This is a genomic window from Rahnella sp. P4_A8, assembly GCF_056402435.1.
The window spans coordinates 1-19,468 of sequence record NZ_JBFUHK010000045.1 but is presented as its reverse complement, the minus strand read 5'-3'; the positions used below and the strand labels follow the sequence as shown (position 1 = coordinate 19,468).

The window sequence follows — 19,468 nt, the reverse complement described above, 5'->3', positions numbered from 1 at the left end:
TAGTTAATCATTAATTAAGCAATGATAAACCACATGAATATAATAAAGTTATTTCATTATAAAACAATGCATTAGAAATTTATGGTCGCGTGTAAACTGAAATTTTCTTTTACACAGAGCCGCTTTGGCTGAAGTTTACTTCTTTGCCGGATACCCGGATACAAAAAATCCGCAGGCTTTCGCACTGCGGATTTTTATTACTGAGGCTTATTAAGCATCAACCAAGCTGTTTACGCGCATTACGGAACATGCGCATCCACGGGCTGTCTTCGCCCCACTCTTCCGGATGCCAGGAGTTGCTGACCGTGCGGAAAACACGCTCCGGGTGCGGCATCATTACAGTGACGCGGCCTGACAGGTTAGTGACCGCGGTTATCCCGTTCGGGGAGCCGTTAGGGTTCGCCGGATAGTTTTCGGTCGCATGACCGTTATTATCCACAAAGCGCAGCGCCACCAGATTGCTGTGCTCAATTTGCGCCAGATGCGCGGCGTCACGGACTTCCACGTGTCCTTCGCCGTGGGAAACCGCGATTGGCATACGTGAACCGGCCATGCCCTGCATAAACATCGACGGGCTGGCCGTCACTTCCACCAGGCTGAAACGCGCTTCGAAGCGGTCAGACAGGTTACGCACGAAGCGTGGCCAATGCTCTGCGCCCGGGATCAGCTCTTTGAGGTTAGACATCATCTGACAACCGTTACACACGCCCAGTGCCAGCGTCTGCGGACGGTGGAAGAATTCTTCAAACTCTTCACGCACGCGGTCGTTGAACAGGACGGATTTCGCCCAGCCTTCACCCGCACCCAGCACGTCACCGTAAGAGAATCCACCGCACGCTACCAGCGTGTGGAAATCCTGTAAATCACGGCGACCGGCCAGCAGGTCACTCATATGCACGTCAACCGCATCGAAACCGGCACGGTGGAAAGCAGCAGCCATTTCAACGTGTGAGTTCACACCCTGCTCGCGCAGAACAGCGACTTTCGGACGCGCACCTTTGGCGATGTATGGCGCGGCTACGTCTTCATCCGGAGCGAAAGTCAGTTTGACGTTCAGACCCGGATCGAGATCGTTGGTTTTCGCCTGATGTTCCTGATCGGCACATTCAGGGTTATCGCGCAGGCGCTGCATCTGCCAGGTGGTTTCTGCCCACCAGGTGCGCAGCGTGGTACGGCTTTCGCTGTACACCGGCTTACTGCCGGAAGTGATGATGAAGCGATCGCCGGTTTCCACGGTACCGAGGTAATGTGTGCAATCCGCCAGACCAAAATCAGCCAGGGTTTTTTCCACCGCTTCACGGTCTGATGCACAAACCTGGATCACGGCGCCCAGTTCTTCGTTGAACAATGCAGCCAGCACATCGTTGCCCAGCGCAGCAATATCTGCAGTCAGGCCGCAATGTCCGGCAAAGGCCATTTCAGCCAGCGTCACCACCAAACCACCGTCGGAACGGTCATGGTAGGCCAGCAATTTCTGTTCAGACACCAGCGCCTGCATGGCGTTGAAGAAACCACCCAGTTGCTCTGCGCTGCGAACGTCAGCAGGCGTGTTACCGAGCTGACGGTAAACCTGTGCCAGCGCTGTCGCGCCCAGTGCGTTATGACCTGCCCCCAGATCCACCAACAGCAATGCGGTGTCACCCTGGTCGGTGCGCAGTTGCGGCGTCACGGTATGGCGGACGTCTTCGACACGGGCAAACGCGGTGATTACCAGCGACAGCGGAGACGTCATCTCGCGTTGTTCGTTACCTTCCTGCCAGCGGGTTTTCATCGACATGGAGTCTTTGCCCACCGGAATAGTAATACCCAGCGCCGGACACAGTTCTTCGCCCACCGCTTTTACAGCCGCGTATAAACCGGCATCTTCGCCCGGGTGACCGGCCGCAGACATCCAGTTAGCAGAAAGCTTAACGCGTTTCAGGCTGCCGATTTCCACCGCAGCAATATTCGTGAGCGCTTCACCAACGGCCATGCGACCAGAGGCAGCGAAGTCCAGCAAGGCAACCGGAGCGCGTTCGCCCAGTGACATCGCTTCGCCGTGGTAGCTGTCGAGGCTGGCGGTGGTGACTGCGCAGTCGGCTACCGGGATCTGCCACGGGCCGACCATCTGGTCGCGCGCGACCATGCCGGTGACGGTGCGGTCGCCGATGGTGATCAGGAAGGTTTTCTCAGCAACAGCTGGCAAATGCAGAACGCGATTTACCGCTTCCGCAATCTGGATGTTTTCCGCATTCAGGTCGTCACCTTTCGCTTTCAATGTGGTGACGTCGCGGGTCATTTTTGGCGTTTTACCCAGCAGGACATCCAGCGGCATATCAATTGGCTGGTTGTCGAAATGGCTGTCTTTCAGAGAAAGATGCATTTCTTCGGTGGCTTCACCGATGACCGCGTAAGGTGCTCGTTCACGCTGGCAAATCGCATCGAACTGTTCAAGCTGCGCCGGAGACACCGCCAGCACATAACGTTCCTGTGATTCGTTACACCAGACTTCCAGCGGGCTCATGCCCGGTTCGTCGTTCAGGATGTCACGAAGCTGGAAACGCCCGCCACGGTTGCCATCGCTGACCAGTTCCGGCATGGCGTTAGATAAACCGCCGGCACCGACATCATGGATAAATAAAATCGGGTTGGCTTCGCCCAGTTGCCAGCAGCGGTCGATCACTTCCTGACAACGGCGTTCCATTTCCGGGTTGTCGCGCTGTACGGAAGCAAAATCCAGATCGGCATCAGACTGGCCGGAAGCCATAGAAGACGCCGCGCCGCCACCCAGACCGATATTCATCGCCGGGCCGCCAAGTACAATCAGTTTCGCGCCAACCGTGATTTCACCTTTCTGCACGTGATCGGCACGGATGTTGCCGATACCGCCCGCCAGCATGATCGGTTTGTGATAACCGCGCAGTTCAGGGCCGTTGTGACTATTGACGTTTTCTTCGTAAGTACGGAAGTAGCCCAGCAACGCCGGACGACCGAATTCGTTGTTAAATGCTGCGCCGCCCAGCGGGCCATCGGTCATGATATCCAGCGCGGTAACGATACGATCCGGCTTACCAAAATCTTCTTCCCACGGCTGTTCAAAACCAGGAATACGCAGGTTTGACACGGAGAAACCGACCAGACCGGCTTTCGGTTTCGCGCCGCGACCGGTTGCACCTTCGTCACGGATTTCACCGCCGGAACCTGTGGCCGCACCTGGCCACGGAGAGATCGCCGTCGGGTGGTTATGGGTTTCGACCTTCATCAGGATATGCGCCTGCTCCTGATGGAAATCGTACAGACCGTCTTTCGCATCGGCGTAGAAGCGACCGACCTGCGAACCTTCCATCACGGCGGCGTTATCTTTATACGCGGACAGCACGTGATCGGGAGTGTGTTCGAACGTGTTCTTGATCATCTTAAACAGGGATTTCGGCTGCGTTTCGCCGTCGATAATCCAGTCTGCGTTGAAGATTTTGTGACGGCAGTGTTCTGAGTTTGCCTGTGCGAACATATACAGTTCGATGTCCGTCGGGTTGCGCCCCAACGACGTAAAGGCATCCATCAGATAATCAATTTCGTCCTGAGCCAGTGCCAGACCTAATTTGGTGTTGGCGGCTTCCAGAGCGCCACGGCCAACGCCCAGGATATCCACATGCTGCACCGGGGCCGGCTGATGCTGCGCAAACAGCGCGCTGGCGTCTTCCAGATGACCAAAGACAGTTTCCATCATGCGGTCATGCAGTAATGCGCCCAGTTCATTCCACTGTGGTTCGGTCAGTTGCGGCGCCTGTACATAAAATGCCAGACCGCGTTCCAGACGCACAACCTGCGACAAGCCGCAATTGTGTGCAATATCGGTAGCTTTGGAAGACCACGGAGAAATGGTGCCAGGGCGCGGGGTAACCAGCAGTAAACGACCAGAAGGAGCGTGTTCAGCGAGAGAAGGACCGTATTTCAGGAGGCGTTGTAACTTGGTTTGTTCGTCCGAACTCAGCGGCGCGCTGACATCGGCAAAATGTACATATTCGGCGTAGATATCGCTGACCGGAAGACGGGCTTCCTGACAACGGGACAACAATTTGTTAATGCGAAAAGCCGACAAAGCGGGCGAACCACGCAGTATTTCCATAATCACAGATCTCTCGTCTTCGAAGACACTGACCACAGTGCTTCTTTGGGCGCAACAGGGGGAAAACGCGGGCTATTATAAAGAAAGCTGACGCCCGACGAAACCGTTTGCGCAGGGAAACTTGATATTCATTTATAGCCCCACATATTTTACGGATATCATGAATAAAGTTGCAGACTGCCGTTTTGTTGAGCAAAATGCGTCAGCACTGGGGATATAGCCATACTAACTGCACAGCATAGCGTAAAAAAACAAGAGCGCCGCAGCGAGATAACTATTTGACGCGACTAAAAATTAATTATGTTCTGATGGGGATCGCCGCCCTGTTACTGGCGCTGGCTTTATGGCCGGCAGTCCCGTGGCACAGAGGTGAAGGCGACCAACTGGATCAAATAAAATCCCGTGGAGAATTGCGCGTAAGCACGCTCAATTCTCCACTGACTTTTATGAACTCCCCGGAAGGCAATCTCGGTTTCGATTACGAACTGGCTAAACGCTTTGCAGATTATCTGGGCGTGCAGCTGGTCGTGACACAGCACACCACCATTGAGAGCATGTTCGACGATCTGGATCATGATAATACTGACATGCTGGCTTCCGGTCTGGTGTACAACAATGAGCGGCTGAAAAACTACCGTGCTGGCCCGGAATACTATTCCGTTTCCCAGCAACTGGTTTACCGGCAGGGATCAGTGCGCCCGAAAAGCTTCGCAGACATCAAAGGCTCGCTGGTGGTGTCTGCTGGCAGCGCGCATATCGCCACACTGGAAGCCGCCAGCAAAAAGTATCCCGACCTCGCATGGACCACGACCGATAAGATGTCACCACGCGATCTGTTGCAGCAAGTCGAGAACGGTAAACTTGATTATACGCTGGGCGATTCGGTGACCATCGCCCTGATGCAGCGTGTTTATCCGCGTCTTGCGGTGGCTTTTGATGCGACTGACGACGAACCTGTGACCTGGTACTACCGCAAACAACCTGATGACGACAGCCTTTCTGCCGCCATGCTGGACTTTTTCAGCCAGATTTCAGAAGACGGCACCCTGGAAAAGCTGGAAGAGAAATATCTCGGGCACGTGGGCGATTTTGATTACGTTGATACCCGGACTTTCCTCAATGCCATCGACAGTACGCTGCCGGATTTACAGCCGCTGTTCGAAAAGTATGCCGGGAATATTGACTGGCGTTTACTGGCGGCTATCGCCTATCAGGAGTCCCACTGGGATCCGCAGGCAAAATCCCCGACCGGTGTACGGGGTGTGATGATGCTGACCCGCGCTACCGCTGGCGGGTTGAATGTCGACGACCGCACGGATGCCGAACAAAGCATCCGTGGCGGTGCCCAGTATCTGTCGCATCTGATGGATAAAATGCCGGAATCTGTTCCGCAGGATGAACGGATCTGGTTTGCGCTGGCAGCCTATAACATGGGTTACGGCCATATGCTGGATGCCCGCAAACTGACGGCGCAACAGAAAGCCAATCCGGACAGCTGGGCAGATGTGAAACAGCGTCTGCCGATGCTGAATCAGAAACGCTTCTTTAGCCGGACGACTTACGGTTATGCACGCGGTACACAGGCATATAACTATGTGGAGAATATCCGTCGTTATCAGCTGAGTCTGGTGGGATATCTGATGGAAAAGGAAAAACAGCAGGCACAGAAAGCGGCCTTGCAGGCTCAGTTAGGTCAGGGATATCCGGTGGTGAATGCGCAGGAAGCGCTGGCACCGTAAGACTGGCAGGCCTGTTTCTCAGGCCTGATCATCTGCCGCATCACCGGCCTGCGCGGCACGCTCTGCCAGTCGCAGCGCTTTTTTCTGGCTGCGGCGAAAACGAAAAAATGCACTCAGTTGTTCCGAACACGCTTCTGCCAGCACACCCGCCGTAATCTCCACCTGATGATTCATGCCCGGATGGCGCAATACATCGAGCAAAGAGCCCGCTGCGCCGGTTTTGGCATCAGCGGCACCATACACCACGCGACGGATCCGGCTGTGGATCATCGCCCCCGCGCACATAACACAAGGTTCCAGCGTAACGTACAATGTGGCATTGAGCAGACGATAATTTTGCACGGCGTTGCCGCCCTGACGTAATGCCATGATTTCGGCATGCGCTGTCGGATCATGATGGCCGATAGACCGGTTCCAGCCTTCACCAATCACCTGATTGTCTAAAACCAGTACCGCCCCCACAGGCACTTCACCCTCATCCTGCGCTTTCAGCGCCAGATTCATAGCATGTCGCATCCAGTGTTCATCATCATTTATTACTGCCAACTCTGCGTCTGCCACTTCAACCTCAATCATTTTTTACCGGCAGACATTTTATCTGAATTTTGCGCTGGCGGTTATTCCAGTTGCTGTAACTCGCCCTGTTTACTGACGCGAAAACGATGCTCACAAAAGAACAACAACGGATTGTCCTGTTTGCTGTCGCTGTATCCGCTGTAAAGTTTAAGCGGTGAGCCAATGCGGCTTTCGAGTTGCACGACTTTCTCTTCACCCAGACAACGCAAGGGCAGCACCCATCCGCCTTTGCCACGGGCGATCCGGCTGCCGACCAGACGAACCTGCGGCAAAAACAGGGACGTATTATAGACCTGCTGCACCAGATTTTCCGGCGACCCGGTGATCAGCCAAACTTCGGTATCCTCGCTGTCGAGATATTCACGCAGCCTGCGCTGCACCACCGGAAACTCCACCACTTTCTCGCGAAACGCAGCGACAAATTGCAGCTCCAGTGCTTTCAGACGCGCTTCACCGTGGCCGAAAGTAATCGACCACAGTAACAGGCTCATGGGCCAGCGCGCGGCGCGCCCGTGAATAAACAGTCCGATTCCCACCAGCGGCAGAACCGGCACGACTAAAATCAGATTCTGCGGCATCCGCCTGAGCAAAAACCGCAGAAAGCTACCGAACATATCCTGCTGGTGCAGGGTGCCATCAAGATCAAAAAAGACCACCCGCCGATCAGGCTTCTTACTCAATCCGCTACTCCTCGGGATCGTTGAACCCCATCAACCAGGTAAAAATAAAACCAGCCAATACCGTAATGACTAAACCCGTCAGATACAACATCACTTTGCCGGAAATAATGGTCAGCGCCAGCGGCAGCCCGGAAATACCAAACGTGATAACTGTCGCGACTTTCCAGTAACAGATTAGCGCACCACCGACGGCTCCGCCCAGACACGCACCAATAAAAGGGCGGCCGAGCGGCAGCGTAACACCGAATATCAGCGGTTCACCGATGCCGAGAATGCCCACCGGTAGCGCCCCTTTAATCACTTTTTTCAGCCGCGGGTTTCGGGTTTTAATATAAACTGCGATTGCCGCTCCCACCTGCCCCACACCGGCCATGGCTAAAATCGGCAGCAGCGGATTAGAACCATGTGCCTGGATCAGCTCAACGTGGATCGGCACCAGCCCCTGATGCAGACCGGATAACACCAGCGGCAGAAATGTCCCTGCCAGCACCGCGCCCACCAGTAATCCGCCTTTATCAATAGCGATATTAACGCCATGCGCGATGCCGTCAGAGATATAGCCACCGATCGGCTGAAGGATGACAATCGCCAGTGTCGCAGTGATAAGTGTAGTAATCAGTGGATTGAGGATCAGTTCGACCGACTCCGGCAGCCACTGACGCAACCTTTTCTCCAGCCAGCACATCAGCGCAACGACCAGCAATACTGCGATCACACCGCCGCGACCGGGCTGTAAAGCTTCACCAAACAGGGTAATTTGCGCCAGTGCAGGGCTGGAGAGAATCCCCGCCATTACGCCGCCCATGGCCTGAGAACCGCCGAAAACGCGCGCCGCATTCACGCCAACTAAAATATTCATGATGGCAAACACAGCGCCACCAAAAATCGCCAGCAAGCCAAGCACATTAGGATAATCAAGGGCAATGGAACCGGCGATATCCGGCCGCTTGAGCAGATTGATAATGCCCATAATCAACCCCGAGGCGATAAATGCCGGGATCAGCGGGATAAATACATCAGCCAGTTTGCGCAGCGCCCCACTCATCGGCGCAGAGTATTTTGTTTTGGCGCTGGCTTTATTGCGGGCAATCTCGCTTTCATCACCTGGCGAACTCACCGTCCCGGCAGGATTAAGCAACAGACGCATCGCATCCACCACTTTTGCCGCCGCGCCAGGGCCGACAATGAACTGATGCTGGTCACCCTGCTTCAGGTAACCTTTGATACCTTCAAGCGTTTTCAGGCTGGTCAGATCCAGCCGATTATCGTCGTGCACTTCCACACGCACGCGGGTCATGCAGTTTTCCAGTTTGCTGATATTCCGTTCGCCGCCGACACCCTGCAGAATCTGGGAAGCCAGCCGCTGCGTTTTATCCATTGCCATCGCCATGCTCAACTCCTTGAGGTTAATCAGCCAGTGCGGCGCGCAGGAATCCGTTATGTTGCACCAGTCGTGCTTTCGCCTGTGATGCATCAATACCAGCCAGTAGCATGAGAATAGCCGGTTTAACGTCAAAATCAGTCTGAGACAGCGCCAGCTCAGCATCATGGCGTGCCGCGCCCGTGGCCTCGACAACGATCCGGCAGGCACGATCGACCAGTTTGACGTTGGTCGCTTTCACGTCGACCATCAGGTTCTGATAAACCTTGCCACTTTTGACCATCGCCCCGGTTGAAATCATATTCAGCACCAGCTTCTGCGCCGTGCCGGATTTCAAACGCGTTGAACCGGTCAGTGCTTCCGGCCCTACAACCGGAGAAATCGCGATGCTGGCTTCGCGCGCAATCGGAGAATCCGGGTTACAGGAAATCGCTACTGTGGCGCAGCCCATTTCTGTGGCATAGCGCAAAGCGCCAATGACATAAGGCGTACGTCCGCTCGCAGCTAATCCGACAACGGTGTCCTGAGCCTTCAGATTCAGATTCTTTAAATCTTCAACACCCAGCGCTTCGCTGTCTTCTGCCCCTTCCACCGCTTTAAGCAGCGCGCCCGGCCCACCGGCAATTAACCCGACAACCATGCCGTGCGGAACGCCAAACGTCGGCGGGCATTCAGACGCATCAAGAACGCCGAGGCGGCCACTGGTACCGGCACCGAGATAAATCAGACGCCCGCCAGCCTGAAATGACGCAGCGGCTTTATCGATAGCCAAGGCAATCTGCGGCAGAACCTTGTTGATGGCTTCCGGCACTTTGCGGTCTTCCTGATTAAAACAGGCCACCAGTTCCAGCGTAGACATCTCATCTAAATTCATCGTATCCGGATTTCGGCTTTCTGAAACCAGTGCCCCTAAATTAAGATCTGTGTTCATGCTTCTCTCCTGAATTTTTAATTCAAATTTATTACTCAATATTTGAATATATTATTCATCAATGCGAGGAATATTTGCTATTTTAGATAACATAATCCGTAAAATGTGATGCAAGTATTCAGACACACCGGGATAAATCCTCCATGAGTTGTATGATCCGTATCCGCCAGCTTTATCCGACGCTGGCGCAAAATGACCGAAAACTGGCTGATTTTCTACTGGCTCAGCCGGAGAAAGCGCGTCATATGAGTTCGCAGAAACTGGCTGAAATAGCGGGTGTCAGCCAGTCTGGCGTGGTGAAATTTGCCCAAAAACTTGGCTATAAAGGCTTCCCCGCGCTGAAACTCGCAATGAGTGAATCCCTGGCATCACCGGAAAACAGTGAGCCGGTGACGGTGCATAATCAGATTTTAAGCACCGACAGCCTGCATGTTGTGGGGGAGAAATTACTGGCAGAGAAACAGTCGGCGCTTCGCGCAACACTGGATATTAACAGCGAACCGCGTCTGCAAATTGCGTTGTCGATGCTCACCGGTGCCCGAAAAATTGTGCTGAGCGGTATTGGCGCATCCGGATTAGTGGCGAAGGATCTGGCGTATAAGTTGCTGAAAATCGGGGTCACGGCCATTGCCGAATCCGATACTCATGTCCTGGTTGCTACCGTGCAGGCGCTGTCGAAAGAAGATTTATTGCTGGCGATTTCCTTCAGCGGTGAACGGAACGAAATCAATCTCGCGGCAAAAGTCGCCCGCGAGAGTGGTGCAAAGGTCCTGGCCATTACCGGGTTTTCACCTAATACCCTGCAACAACAGGCAGACCATTGTTTGTATACAGTGGCAGAATTACCCGCGACCCGCGGCGCAGCGCTCTCGGCCACCACGGCGCAATATTCCCTGACTGATTTGCTGTTTGTCGCGCTGGTTCAACAGGATACAGCGCACGCGCCGGAGAGGATCCGCCACAGCGAAGAACTGGTGAAAAAGCTGATTTGATCAGGATCATTGGGGGCGTGGAAAGGCATGAATGCAGAACCTACACCAGCGCAATTCTGCTATACTGCGCGCCCTGATTATTGACCTGTTTATTGAACATAAGAGAAAACGTCATGGCCCTGCTGATCACACACAAATGCATTAATTGCGATATGTGCGAACCGGAGTGCCCGAATCAGGCGATCTCGATGGGCAATGAGATTTACGAAATTGACAGCGATCGGTGTACGGAATGCGTCGGACATTATGATAAACCAACCTGTCAGAGCGTCTGCCCGATCGACAATACCATCATCATCAATCCGCAACACACCGAAACCAACGAACAGCTTTGGGATAAATTTGTGGCATTGCATCACACGCTGTAATCACGCCGTGATGCAATGCCAAAAATAAGTAGTATTAGTTTTCTATGATTACAGTGGCACAGGCATAACGCCTTTCATCCGCCAGGGTAACATGAACCGATTTCACACCCATCTCGGCCGCCATTTCCGCCGCGCGGGCATGGAAAACCAGACCTGGTTTCCCCAGCACATCATTGACGACTTCAAATTGCTCAAACGCCAGACCGTTGCGGATACCGGTTCCCAGCGCTTTAGCCGCGGCTTCCTTGACAGCAAACCGCTTCGCCAGAAATCGGACCGGTTGCTGATGTTGCTCATAAACCGCCCATTCATTCGCGCACAAAATACGCTTCGCCAGACGGTCGCCACTGCGTTCAATCACCGCTTCGATACGGGAAATTTCAACGATATCCGTACCTAAACCTAAAATACTCATTACCGGCGCGCTTCCCGCATCAGGTTTTTCATTTCACGTACTGCACAAGATAATCCGTCGATAACAGCCTGACCGATAATCGCATGGCCGATATTCAGCTCATGCATTTCAGGCAATGCGGCGATCGGCTGCACGTTGTGGTATGTCAGACCGTGGCCGGCATTCACTTTCAGACCTTTACCGGCTGCATATGCCGCGCCCTGTTTAATGCGCTCCAGCTCGGCCTGACGTTCAAGGTCAGTTTTCGCTTCAGCATAAGCACCGGTATGAATTTCGATATAAGGCGCCCCCACAGCAACAGCAGCATCAATCTGGCGCATATCCGGGTCGATAAACAGGGAAACCAGTATGCCCGCTTCGCTGAGACGGCTGACTGCAACGGTCATTTTATCCAACTGACCAGCCACATCCAGCCCCCCTTCGGTCGTCACTTCTTCGCGTTTTTCCGGCACCAGACAGCAGAAATGCGGTAAAACTTCACAGGCAATACCGACCATTTCATCGGTGACAGCCATTTCGAGGTTCATGCGGGTTTGGATAGTCTGACGCAGGAGGCGTACGTCGCGATCGGTGATATGACGGCGATCTTCACGCAGGTGGACGGTGATCCCATCAGCACCAGCCTGCTCAGCGATAAATGCCGCCTGAACCGGATCAGGGTAAGCCGTACCGCGTGCATTACGCAGTGTCGCAATGTGATCAATATTAACGCCCAACAGCAACTCAGCCATAACAGCTCCAGATTTAAGAATGAATTGATTTATGAATGGAACAAAAAGCTAATTTCTGCAGTTTACACCCTTGAGAGTGGCGGCGTGTAGCCCGGAGTCCGAATTAGCTGGAAGAATTGTCAGAAGGTGAGACAGGTTTTTTGACCTGAAACTGGCGGAAGAGCTCGCGGCTTTTCAGGGGTTTGCCGCCAAGATAGGGTTTCAGCGCCATACGGGTAAAACGCTTGGCAGCCCGCAGCGTTGAGACATCCGGGAATTCACGGCTGGCCAGTGCTTTCAAATCTCTGCCGGTGAAACTGGAATTATCAATCACCAGACTGGCGATAAAACCTTTTTCTTCACGGTAACGGTACGTCATGGTGTCACTGACTTCTTCACCGCTGCCTGCGCAATGCAGGAAATCCACGCCGTAACCCAGATGATGTAAAAGAGAGAGTTCGAACTGACGCAACGCATACTCAGGAGAACCGCTGGCACTGGCGAGATTTTGCAGACAATTGAGATAATCGAAGAACAACGAAGAGTAATTAGCTTCCTGCTCAAGCACCCGAGAAACGAGTTCATTGACGTACAGACCGCTGTAAAGCATCAGACCAGAAAGGGGAAGTGCCAGGGAGACCGGTTCAGCATTACGCAAGGTTTTCACTTCGCCCCGCCCGCTCCAGCGAACCAGTAAAGGCGTAAAAGGCTGCAGGCAGCCTTTTAAATTGGACCGGCGACCACGCGCACCTTTAGCCAGTATGCGAACCCGCCCTTGTCCCTCAGTGAACAGATCCAGCATTAAGCTGGTTTCACTGTAAGGTCGCCCATGCAAAACAAATGCGCGTTGCCAGCCTTCCATAGGCGCGGACCTTATAAGTCGTCTACATAACCCAGACTGCGCAACGCACGTTCGTCGTCTGCCCAGCCGGATTTGACCTTAACCCACAACTCAAGATGGACTTTCGCTTCAAACATGTTTTCCATGTCATGGCGGGCTTCAATGCCAATCGTCTTGATTTTAGAGCCTTTATTGCCGATAACCATTTTCTTCTGGCCTTCACGTTCTACCAGAATCAGGCCATTGATGTCGTACCCACCCCGTTCATTGCTGACAAAGCGTTCGATTTCAACGGTCACAGAATACGGCAGCTCTTCGCCCAGGAAACGCATCAGTTTTTCACGGATGATTTCAGAAGCCATAAAGCGCTGTGAACGGTCAGTAATGTAATCTTCCGGGAAGTGATGAACCGCTTCCGGCAGACGTTTACGCACCAGAGCCGCGATAGTATCAACATTCGTTCCTTTCTCTGCAGAGATAGGCACGATATCGACGAAGTTCATCTGCTCACTAAGGAATTGCAAATGTGGCAACAACTTAGATTTGTCGGTGACGTTATCAATCTTGTTGATCGCCAGCAGAACCGGTGATTTCAAATCACGCAGTTTGTTAACCACCATTTCGTCATCCGGAGTCCAGAGAGTGCCTTCAACAACGAAGATCACCAGTTCAACATCACCGATTGAGCTGCTTGCAGCACGGTTCATCAGACGGTTGATGGCCCGTTTTTCTTCAATATGCAGCCCCGGGGTATCCACGTAAATGGCCTGATAGGGTCCTTCGGTATGGATACCCATGATACGGTGACGCGTGGTTTGCGGTTTGCGGGAAGTAATGGAGATTTTTTGCCCCAATAATTCATTCAGCAAGGTAGATTTGCCGACGTTAGGACGGCCTACGATTGCAACAAAACCACAGTAATTCTTTTCTTCGCTCATTCAAGCTCCAGCTGTATCAGCGCTTGTTCCGCTGCCGCCTGCTCGGCTTTACGGCGACTTGAACCGGTTCCTACAACCGGCTGGTTCAAGCCACTGACCTGGCAGTGGATGGTAAACTCCTGATCGTGCGCTTCACCGCGAACCTGCACAACCAGATAAGAAGGCAACGGCAGATGGCGACCTTGCAAAAACTCCTGTAAACGGGTTTTTGGGTCTTTCTGCTTATCACCGGGACTGATTTCGTCTAAACGACTACGGTACCAATCGAGAATCAGCTTTTCGACGGTCTGGATATCACTGTCCAGAAACACGCCGCCAATGAGTGCCTCCACCGTATCCGCAAGAATCGACTCGCGGCGGAAACCACCACTTTTCAATTCGCCCGGCCCTAAGCGTAAGCATTCGCCGAGATCGAATTCACGCGCCATTTCCGCCAGCGTATTTCCACGTACTAACGTGGCACGCATGCGACTCATATCGCCCTCGTCTACGCGAGGAAAACGATGATACAGCGCGTTAGCAATGACATAACTAAGAATTGAGTCACCCAGGAACTCTAAACGCTCATTGTGTTTACTGCTTGCGCTGCGGTGAGTCAGTGCCTGCAATAAAAGCTCCTGCTGTTGAAAAGTGTAGCCCAGCTTCCGCTGAAGCCTGTTTATTACGATGGGATTCATGAGTTACCAATAGACTAAGAATGCGTCAAAAACTTCAGCATACGGAACAGGCCTGCTTCGCCCTAAGCCAATCCAAAGCTGTTTCGTTTGCAGTGGCTCCCTCTGTTCGTCTTAAATTAAAATTTAAAATCAGGGGAGCCAACTTTTATCGCCCGAAAGGATATTCTACAACGAGTGGAAATATAATGCTGCGCTAATAGGCATCATTAAATTAATGAATTCCACCAATACGGCTTAAACGAACACCGGTAGGCCATTCACCTTCCTGTTTTTTAAAGCTCATCCAAATTGCAGAAGCTCTACCCACTAAATTCTGTTCCGGCACAAAACCCCAATAACGGCTGTCAGCGCTATTATCACGGTTATCACCCATCATGAAATAATGGCCAGCCGGCACCACCCATGTCCCCAGTGGCTGACCCGGTTGCTGATAATAAGCCCCCAGTTGGTCACGTGCACCTGGCACGGTCAGAATACGATGCGTCACATTGCCCAGCGTTTCATTGCGCTGTACAAGACGGATACCGTCTTGCGGCACGTTAGCGGACGGCGGCGTTTCAAAGAAACCACTGCTCGCTTCGCCGCCCGAAGACTGACCAAAAGTCTGCACGAAATCACTGGCAACACCGGAATCATATGTCACAGCCAGCGCGGTGCTGCAATTTTTGCCCGTTTCGCAAGCAGGCTGCACGGTCACCTGCTTGCTGAACGGATCGTAAGTCACCCGGTCACCGGGCAAGCCTACCAGGCGTTTAATATAGTCCACGCTCGGGTTTTGCGGATATTTAAATACCACCACATCACCACGTTTCGGTTCACCGGTTGAGATCAGCTTGGTTTGAGTAATGGGATCTTTCAGGCCGTAGGCATATTTCTCAACCACGATGAAATCACCAATAAGCAGCGTCGGCATCATCGAGCCAGACGGGATCTGGAAAGGTTCATAAATAAATGAACGCACCACAAACACAACTAACAAGACAGGGAATACCGAAGCACAGGTTTCCACCCAGCCCGGTTGCTTCGCCACTTTGTTCAGCGTTGAATCGTCAACAGCACCACCCGTTTCAGCCTTAATTTTAGCAACTTTAGCCCGGCGTGCGGGTGCCAGCTTGAAACGATCAAGGCACCAGATAATCCCTGACACCAGCGTTGCAACCGCCAGAATCAGGGCAAACATGTTAGCCATGCATACTCCCTACGACTCAATAAAGGATTTACTTGCTGTCTTTGCCCACGTGAAGAATGGCCAGGAACGCTTCTTGTGGTAACTCAACATTACCCACTTGTTTCATGCGTTTCTTACCATCTTTCTGTTTCTGCAAGAGTTTCTTCTTACGGCTGACGTCGCCGCCATAACATTTGGCGAGAACGTTTTTACGTAATTGCTTCACGGTTGAACGGGCAATGATGTGAGCACCAATCGCCGCCTGGATAGCAATATCGAACTGCTGACGCGGGATCAGTTCCTGCATCTTCTCAACCAGCTGGCGTCCACGGAACTGGGAATTACCACGGTGAGTGATCAGCGCCAGTGCATCCACACGGTCGCCGTTGATTAGAACATCAACACGTACCATGTCAGAAGTCTGAAAACGTTTGAAATTGTAATCAAGCGACGCATAACCGCGTGACGTTGACTTCAGACGGTCGAAGAAATCGAGTACCACTTCCGCCATCGGGATTTCATAAGTCAGTGCGACCTGATTACCGTGGTAAACCATGTTGGTCTGGACACCACGTTTCTCAATACACAAAGTAATCACGCTACCCAGATATTCCTGTGGCATCAGCATGTGACACTCAGCGATAGGCTCACGCAGTTCCAGAATGTTATTCAGGGCAGGCAGTTTAGACGGACTGTCTACATAGACAGTTTCATTGCCAGTTGTCAGAACTTCATAAACTACTGTCGGAGCTGTGGTGATCAGATCCAGATCGTATTCACGTTCCAGACGTTCCTGAATGATTTCCATGTGCAGCAGCCCCAGGAAGCCACAACGGAAACCGAAGCCCAGCGCGGTAGAACTTTCTGGTTCGTAGAACAGGGATGCATCGTTAAGGCTAAGCTTGCCTAACGCATCACGGAAGTTTTCATAATCATCGGAGCTGACCGGGAACAGGCCAGCGTAAACCTGAGGTTTCACTTTCTTGAAACCCGGCAGCGCTTTGTCAGCAGGCTGACGAGCCAGAGTCAGGGTGTCCCCCACTGGTGCGCCGAGGATATCTTTAATCGCGCATACCAGCCAGCCGACCTCACCGCAGTTCAGAATGTCTTTATCGACACGTTTAGGCGTGAAAATACCCAGGCGATCGGCGTTATAAACCTGCCCGGTACTCATCACTTTAATTTTGTCGCCCTTTCTCATGGTGCCATTTTTGATACGCACCAGAGAAACAACGCCGAGATAGTTATCGAACCATGAATCGATGATCAACGCCTGAAGTGGCGCCTCAGGATCACCTTCCGGCGGTGGTACATCACGCACCAGACGCTCCAGCACTTCTGGCACACCGACACCGGTTTTCGCTGAACAACGAACAGCATCCGTGGCATCGATACCCACGATGTCTTCGATTTCCTGCGCTGCACGATCAGGATCGGCGGCCGGTAAGTCGATTTTGTTCAGAACCGGCACGACCTCCAGATCCATTTCCATCGCGGTATAGCAGTTTGCCAGCGTCTGGGCTTCAACACCCTGACCAGCATCCACCACTAATAATGCGCCTTCGCAGGCAGCGAGAGAGCGGGATACTTCATAGGAAAAGTCAACGTGCCCCGGCGTGTCGATAAAGTTCAGGTGATAAACCTGACCATCTTTTGCTTTGTAGTCGAGCGTCACGCTTTGCGCTTTGATGGTGATGCCGCGTTCACGCTCAAGATCCATTGAGTCGAGGACCTGCGCTTCCATTTCACGGTCGGCTAAGCCACCGCAAATTTGAATAATACGGTCTGACAGCGTCGACTTACCGTGGTCAATGTGGGCAATAATGGAGAAATTTCGTATATGCTTCATTATAAAAGTTTTTCTACCTTGGTATTTCTGAATCATTCGCCATGAACATACAGCGACGGTTTGTAGGTTGGCTGTCTTTCGCCTAAGTCGCAGCATTCTACATGCCAGCACCATGAAAACCTAGTCTCCGCACACCCTAACTCCAGATTATGCGAGCTTTCTCAGGATGAAATCCCCACATTTTCATTTGTTTTCATTACCGGAGCGTCTGTGTGCTTCCTAGGTTTGTCTCAGTCCGGTATTCCATGTATGGGCTTCCTGCCTTTTGGTTTTAGGAAAATCCCCATATACAGAAACGCGTATTGAAACTTAATATATTGTTATCAAAGAAATTACATAATTTCTAACTCATAAAGTTCTCATTCAACTTCTTCCACAAATATCTTTTTTATTTTTAATTCAATCCGGTCACAAGGTTATCAATATGATCAATGAAGGGCGGCTGCTCAGTCAGCATGGCTTTACCAAAGCCAACTCTTGGATCACTCTGGTCCTGTCTGTGTTGTTGTTGATCGGCGGCGCAGTGCAAATTGCATTTTTGCTGGCCTTTGGCCACACCGCTGAGGGGCTGCATACCGTAATTTTGTCCGCTCTCCTCAGTATTGCCCTGGGGGTGGTGCTCATTCTGCTGCGACGTCTGATACGACCCAATCAATTCTATCAGCTTCATGAAAATGGAATTTTAGTTATAAGCCAAACGGATAAAAAAAATCGTTTTATTCCTTTTGACCGCATCATGGATATATATCGATTCAGAACCGGAAAATACACCCGTCGTATTTTAAATACGATGATCTTCCTTGAGGGAAATAGCAAAACCTGGCATCGTATTACGCCAAACATTGCCAATTCTGAAAGATTAATTGAAGTCATTAAAAACGAACACCTGATGTATCGCGGCCCATGGGCCCTAAACAGGCTGGCTCAGGGGGGAGATATTCTTTTTACATATCTGGTGAATCCACATTGCGGGTGGAAAAGATTTATCGGCGCTAACCTTCTGGCGCTGAACGAAAAAAAGATACATCTGAGCGCGTTGGTGTTAACCACCGACGAAGGGAAAATAGTGCCTGTTGAGGATATTCAGTTTATCAGTGGCGGCAGCAACAGCCCGTTAATACGTCTGCTCGATAAACACGGCCGCATCCTTTTCTCTGTAGAGTATACATCGCTTTCTAGCGCAGATCTTTTCATCGCATTGATCGAGCATATGATCCAAAACCGTATACCGGTCAGAAACTAAAAAAATGCCACAGGGTTAGCGAACACTGTGGCATTTTTAAGCACTGTAGGATGCAGAAAGTTAAGAAGGGAGTTTGCTTTCAACCGAATAACGGAAAGCATCAGGAGGCAAACCCACCTGCAAGATGACTGGCTGGTAACCTGCTTTTCCATCGACTTTCGCAGCCAGTGCTTTAGCAATCAGGAAACCTAATCCACCACCCAACACCGCACCAATAACCGCGTATACATCTGCTTTCAGCAAGGCCTGCAACGCACCACCACCCGCAATCACACCAAAGAGCGGCGTCATATAAACCAGCAACGCCGAGCGCAACAGGCTTCCTTCCGGTATCCCCAGTTCAACTTTCTGACCAGGTGCAAGAGGCTCGTTAACGCTGACCTGAAGATTATGTTCAGTCTGCGGCCCTAACTCATTCAATACGCGAGCGCCACACCCTGAACGTGAATGGCAACTACTGCAACCCGCCTGTGTTTCACAACGCAACGTCGCAATACCGTCTTTCCACGACACCACCGTGGCCCATTCTTTCATCATGTAATCACCCTGTATTTCTATTGCGAAGGCAGTTTTTCTGATTAAAAGCTACTTTTCTGAGAAAACGATGCTATCGGCAACACGTTTGGCAGTCGAAGGAGGAAGCTCACCGACGACCGTAATTTCATTGCCATTGCGTATTTCAGTCTGCACAGTTCTGCGCCCTTGCCTGATCAACTGCTCAGAAGGGCCATTAGTTGTTGCACTGACATTGACAGAGAAACTGAACAATCCGTCAGTGTACAGCCGCGATTCTATCGATACGGGCATATTGGGCAAGTTTCGGCGGCTACTTGCCACCTCTGTCACGCCACA

18 protein-coding genes are annotated in these 19,468 nt (G+C 52.0%); 4 read left to right on the top strand and 14 right to left on the bottom strand.

All coding sequences use genetic code 11. The features are described 5' to 3' along the window. Positions 1-217: 217 nt before the first annotated feature. Positions 218-4,111 carry a phosphoribosylformylglycinamidine synthase gene (gene purL / locus AC1DUO_RS18325; protein ID WP_187514454.1) on the bottom strand — a complete coding sequence of 1,298 codons (3,894 nt, stop codon included), beginning with the start codon at positions 4,109-4,111 and terminating at the stop codon, positions 218-220. Between the two features lie 275 nt (positions 4,112-4,386). Here purL and mltF point away from each other — a divergent pair, with 275 nt between their 5' ends. Next, positions 4,387-5,847: a membrane-bound lytic murein transglycosylase MltF gene (mltF, locus tag AC1DUO_RS18320; RefSeq protein ID WP_013576708.1), complete on the top strand. Its 1,461-nt coding sequence runs from the start codon at positions 4,387-4,389 to the stop codon at positions 5,845-5,847. A gap of 18 nt (positions 5,848-5,865) precedes the next feature. On the opposite strand, the gene tadA is transcribed toward mltF, so the two are convergent. From tadA to murQ, 4 genes are read right to left on the bottom strand one after another with little or no spacing between them, the layout of a single operon-like run. After that, complete coding sequence (gene tadA / locus AC1DUO_RS18315) at positions 5,866-6,423, bottom strand: tRNA adenosine(34) deaminase TadA (RefSeq protein WP_112197066.1); 558 nt, start codon at positions 6,421-6,423, stop codon at positions 5,866-5,868. Between the two features lie 41 nt (positions 6,424-6,464). After that, positions 6,465-7,103 carry a phosphatidylglycerophosphatase C gene (gene yfhb / locus AC1DUO_RS18310; protein ID WP_119261907.1) on the bottom strand — a complete coding sequence of 213 codons (639 nt, stop codon included), beginning with the start codon at positions 7,101-7,103 and terminating at the stop codon, positions 6,465-6,467. Positions 7,104-7,107: 4 nt separating this feature from the next. Continuing rightward, the gene (locus tag AC1DUO_RS18305) at positions 7,108-8,481 is read right to left on the bottom strand and encodes a PTS transporter subunit EIIC (protein ID WP_037037465.1); all 1,374 of its coding nucleotides are present in this window, start codon (positions 8,479-8,481) and stop codon (positions 7,108-7,110) included. Positions 8,482-8,509: 28 nt separating this feature from the next. Beyond that, a complete protein-coding gene (gene murQ, locus AC1DUO_RS18300) occupies positions 8,510-9,415 on the bottom strand; it encodes an N-acetylmuramic acid 6-phosphate etherase (RefSeq protein WP_013576712.1) in 906 nt (301 codons plus the stop codon). Between the two features lie 143 nt (positions 9,416-9,558). Between murQ and AC1DUO_RS18295 the strand changes: the two genes are divergently transcribed. Continuing rightward, complete coding sequence (locus tag AC1DUO_RS18295; protein ID WP_037036757.1) at positions 9,559-10,407, top strand: MurR/RpiR family transcriptional regulator; 849 nt, start codon at positions 9,559-9,561, stop codon at positions 10,405-10,407. 113 nt (positions 10,408-10,520) lie between these two features. Then, a complete protein-coding gene (locus AC1DUO_RS18290) occupies positions 10,521-10,775 on the top strand; it encodes a YfhL family 4Fe-4S dicluster ferredoxin (RefSeq protein WP_013576714.1) in 255 nt (84 codons plus the stop codon). A gap of 34 nt (positions 10,776-10,809) precedes the next feature. Here the strand turns inward: AC1DUO_RS18290 and acpS are convergent, their stop codons facing one another. The 7 genes from acpS to lepA form a co-directional block, all read right to left on the bottom strand. Then, on the bottom strand, positions 10,810-11,190 hold the full coding sequence (gene acpS, locus AC1DUO_RS18285; protein WP_013576715.1) for a holo-ACP synthase: 381 nt from the start codon (positions 11,188-11,190) through the stop codon (positions 10,810-10,812). Beyond that, positions 11,190-11,921 (bottom strand): pyridoxine 5'-phosphate synthase, encoded by a 732-nt coding sequence (gene pdxJ / locus AC1DUO_RS18280; RefSeq protein ID WP_013576716.1) that lies wholly within the window; start codon positions 11,919-11,921, stop codon positions 11,190-11,192. The genes acpS and pdxJ overlap by 1 nt, the downstream gene beginning before the upstream one ends. A gap of 103 nt (positions 11,922-12,024) precedes the next feature. After that, a complete protein-coding gene (gene recO / locus AC1DUO_RS18275; RefSeq protein WP_013576717.1) occupies positions 12,025-12,762 on the bottom strand; it encodes a DNA repair protein RecO in 738 nt (245 codons plus the stop codon). Between the two features lie 11 nt (positions 12,763-12,773). Continuing rightward, positions 12,774-13,679: a GTPase Era gene (gene era, locus AC1DUO_RS18270; RefSeq protein WP_477988223.1), complete on the bottom strand. Its 906-nt coding sequence runs from the start codon at positions 13,677-13,679 to the stop codon at positions 12,774-12,776. Then, on the bottom strand, positions 13,676-14,356 hold the full coding sequence (gene rnc / locus AC1DUO_RS18265) for a ribonuclease III (protein WP_013576719.1): 681 nt from the start codon (positions 14,354-14,356) through the stop codon (positions 13,676-13,678). Before rnc ends, era begins: the two co-directional genes overlap by 4 nt. 211 nt (positions 14,357-14,567) lie before the next feature. After that, positions 14,568-15,545, bottom strand: a complete 978-nt coding sequence (gene lepB, locus AC1DUO_RS18260) for a signal peptidase I (RefSeq protein ID WP_013576720.1) — start codon at positions 15,543-15,545, stop codon at positions 14,568-14,570. A gap of 28 nt (positions 15,546-15,573) precedes the next feature. Beyond that, positions 15,574-17,373, bottom strand: coding sequence for a translation elongation factor 4 (lepA, locus tag AC1DUO_RS18255; protein WP_037036754.1), 1,800 nt, complete (start codon positions 17,371-17,373; stop codon positions 15,574-15,576). Between the two features lie 424 nt (positions 17,374-17,797). On the opposite strand from lepA, the gene AC1DUO_RS18250 reads away from it, so the two are divergent. Continuing rightward, the gene (locus AC1DUO_RS18250; protein WP_477988220.1) at positions 17,798-18,616 is read left to right on the top strand and encodes a hypothetical protein; all 819 of its coding nucleotides are present in this window, start codon (positions 17,798-17,800) and stop codon (positions 18,614-18,616) included. Between the two features lie 60 nt (positions 18,617-18,676). On the opposite strand, the gene rseC is transcribed toward AC1DUO_RS18250, so the two are convergent. Together rseC and AC1DUO_RS18240 are read right to left on the bottom strand one after the other, a co-directional pair. Then, entirely contained in the window at positions 18,677-19,153 is a 477-nt protein-coding gene (gene rseC / locus AC1DUO_RS18245) for a SoxR-reducing system protein RseC (protein WP_037036752.1), read from the bottom strand. Positions 19,154-19,201: 48 nt separating this feature from the next. Next, a partial coding sequence (locus AC1DUO_RS18240; protein ID WP_477988217.1) for a MucB/RseB C-terminal domain-containing protein occupies positions 19,202-19,468 on the bottom strand: 267 nt, incomplete at its 5' end.

Excerpts from the sequence above, each read along its gene's own strand:
- tadA (WP_112197066.1), bottom strand. The coding sequence starts at position 6,423 with ATGATTGAGGTTGAAGTGGCAGACGCAGAGTTGGCAGTAATAAATGAT.
- AC1DUO_RS18305 (WP_037037465.1), bottom strand. The coding sequence starts at position 8,481 with ATGGATAAAACGCAGCGGCTGGCTTCCCAGATTCTGCAGGGTGTCGGC.
- murQ (WP_013576712.1), bottom strand. The coding sequence starts at position 9,415 with ATGAACACAGATCTTAATTTAGGGGCACTGGTTTCAGAAAGCCGAAAT.
- AC1DUO_RS18295 (WP_037036757.1), top strand. The coding sequence starts at position 9,559 with ATGAGTTGTATGATCCGTATCCGCCAGCTTTATCCGACGCTGGCGCAA.
- AC1DUO_RS18290 (WP_013576714.1), top strand. The coding sequence starts at position 10,521 with ATGGCCCTGCTGATCACACACAAATGCATTAATTGCGATATGTGCGAA.
- acpS (WP_013576715.1), bottom strand. The coding sequence starts at position 11,190 with ATGAGTATTTTAGGTTTAGGTACGGATATCGTTGAAATTTCCCGTATC.
- pdxJ (WP_013576716.1), bottom strand. The coding sequence starts at position 11,921 with ATGGCTGAGTTGCTGTTGGGCGTTAATATTGATCACATTGCGACACTG.
- recO (WP_013576717.1), bottom strand. The coding sequence starts at position 12,762 with ATGGAAGGCTGGCAACGCGCATTTGTTTTGCATGGGCGACCTTACAGT.
- era (WP_477988223.1), bottom strand. The coding sequence starts at position 13,679 with ATGAGCGAAGAAAAGAATTACTGTGGTTTTGTTGCAATCGTAGGCCGT.
- rnc (WP_013576719.1), bottom strand. The coding sequence starts at position 14,356 with ATGAATCCCATCGTAATAAACAGGCTTCAGCGGAAGCTGGGCTACACT.
- lepB (WP_013576720.1), bottom strand. The coding sequence starts at position 15,545 with ATGGCTAACATGTTTGCCCTGATTCTGGCGGTTGCAACGCTGGTGTCA.
- lepA (WP_037036754.1), bottom strand. The coding sequence starts at position 17,373 with ATGAAGCATATACGAAATTTCTCCATTATTGCCCACATTGACCACGGT.
- AC1DUO_RS18250 (WP_477988220.1), top strand. The coding sequence starts at position 17,798 with ATGATCAATGAAGGGCGGCTGCTCAGTCAGCATGGCTTTACCAAAGCC.
- rseC (WP_037036752.1), bottom strand. The coding sequence starts at position 19,153 with ATGATGAAAGAATGGGCCACGGTGGTGTCGTGGAAAGACGGTATTGCG.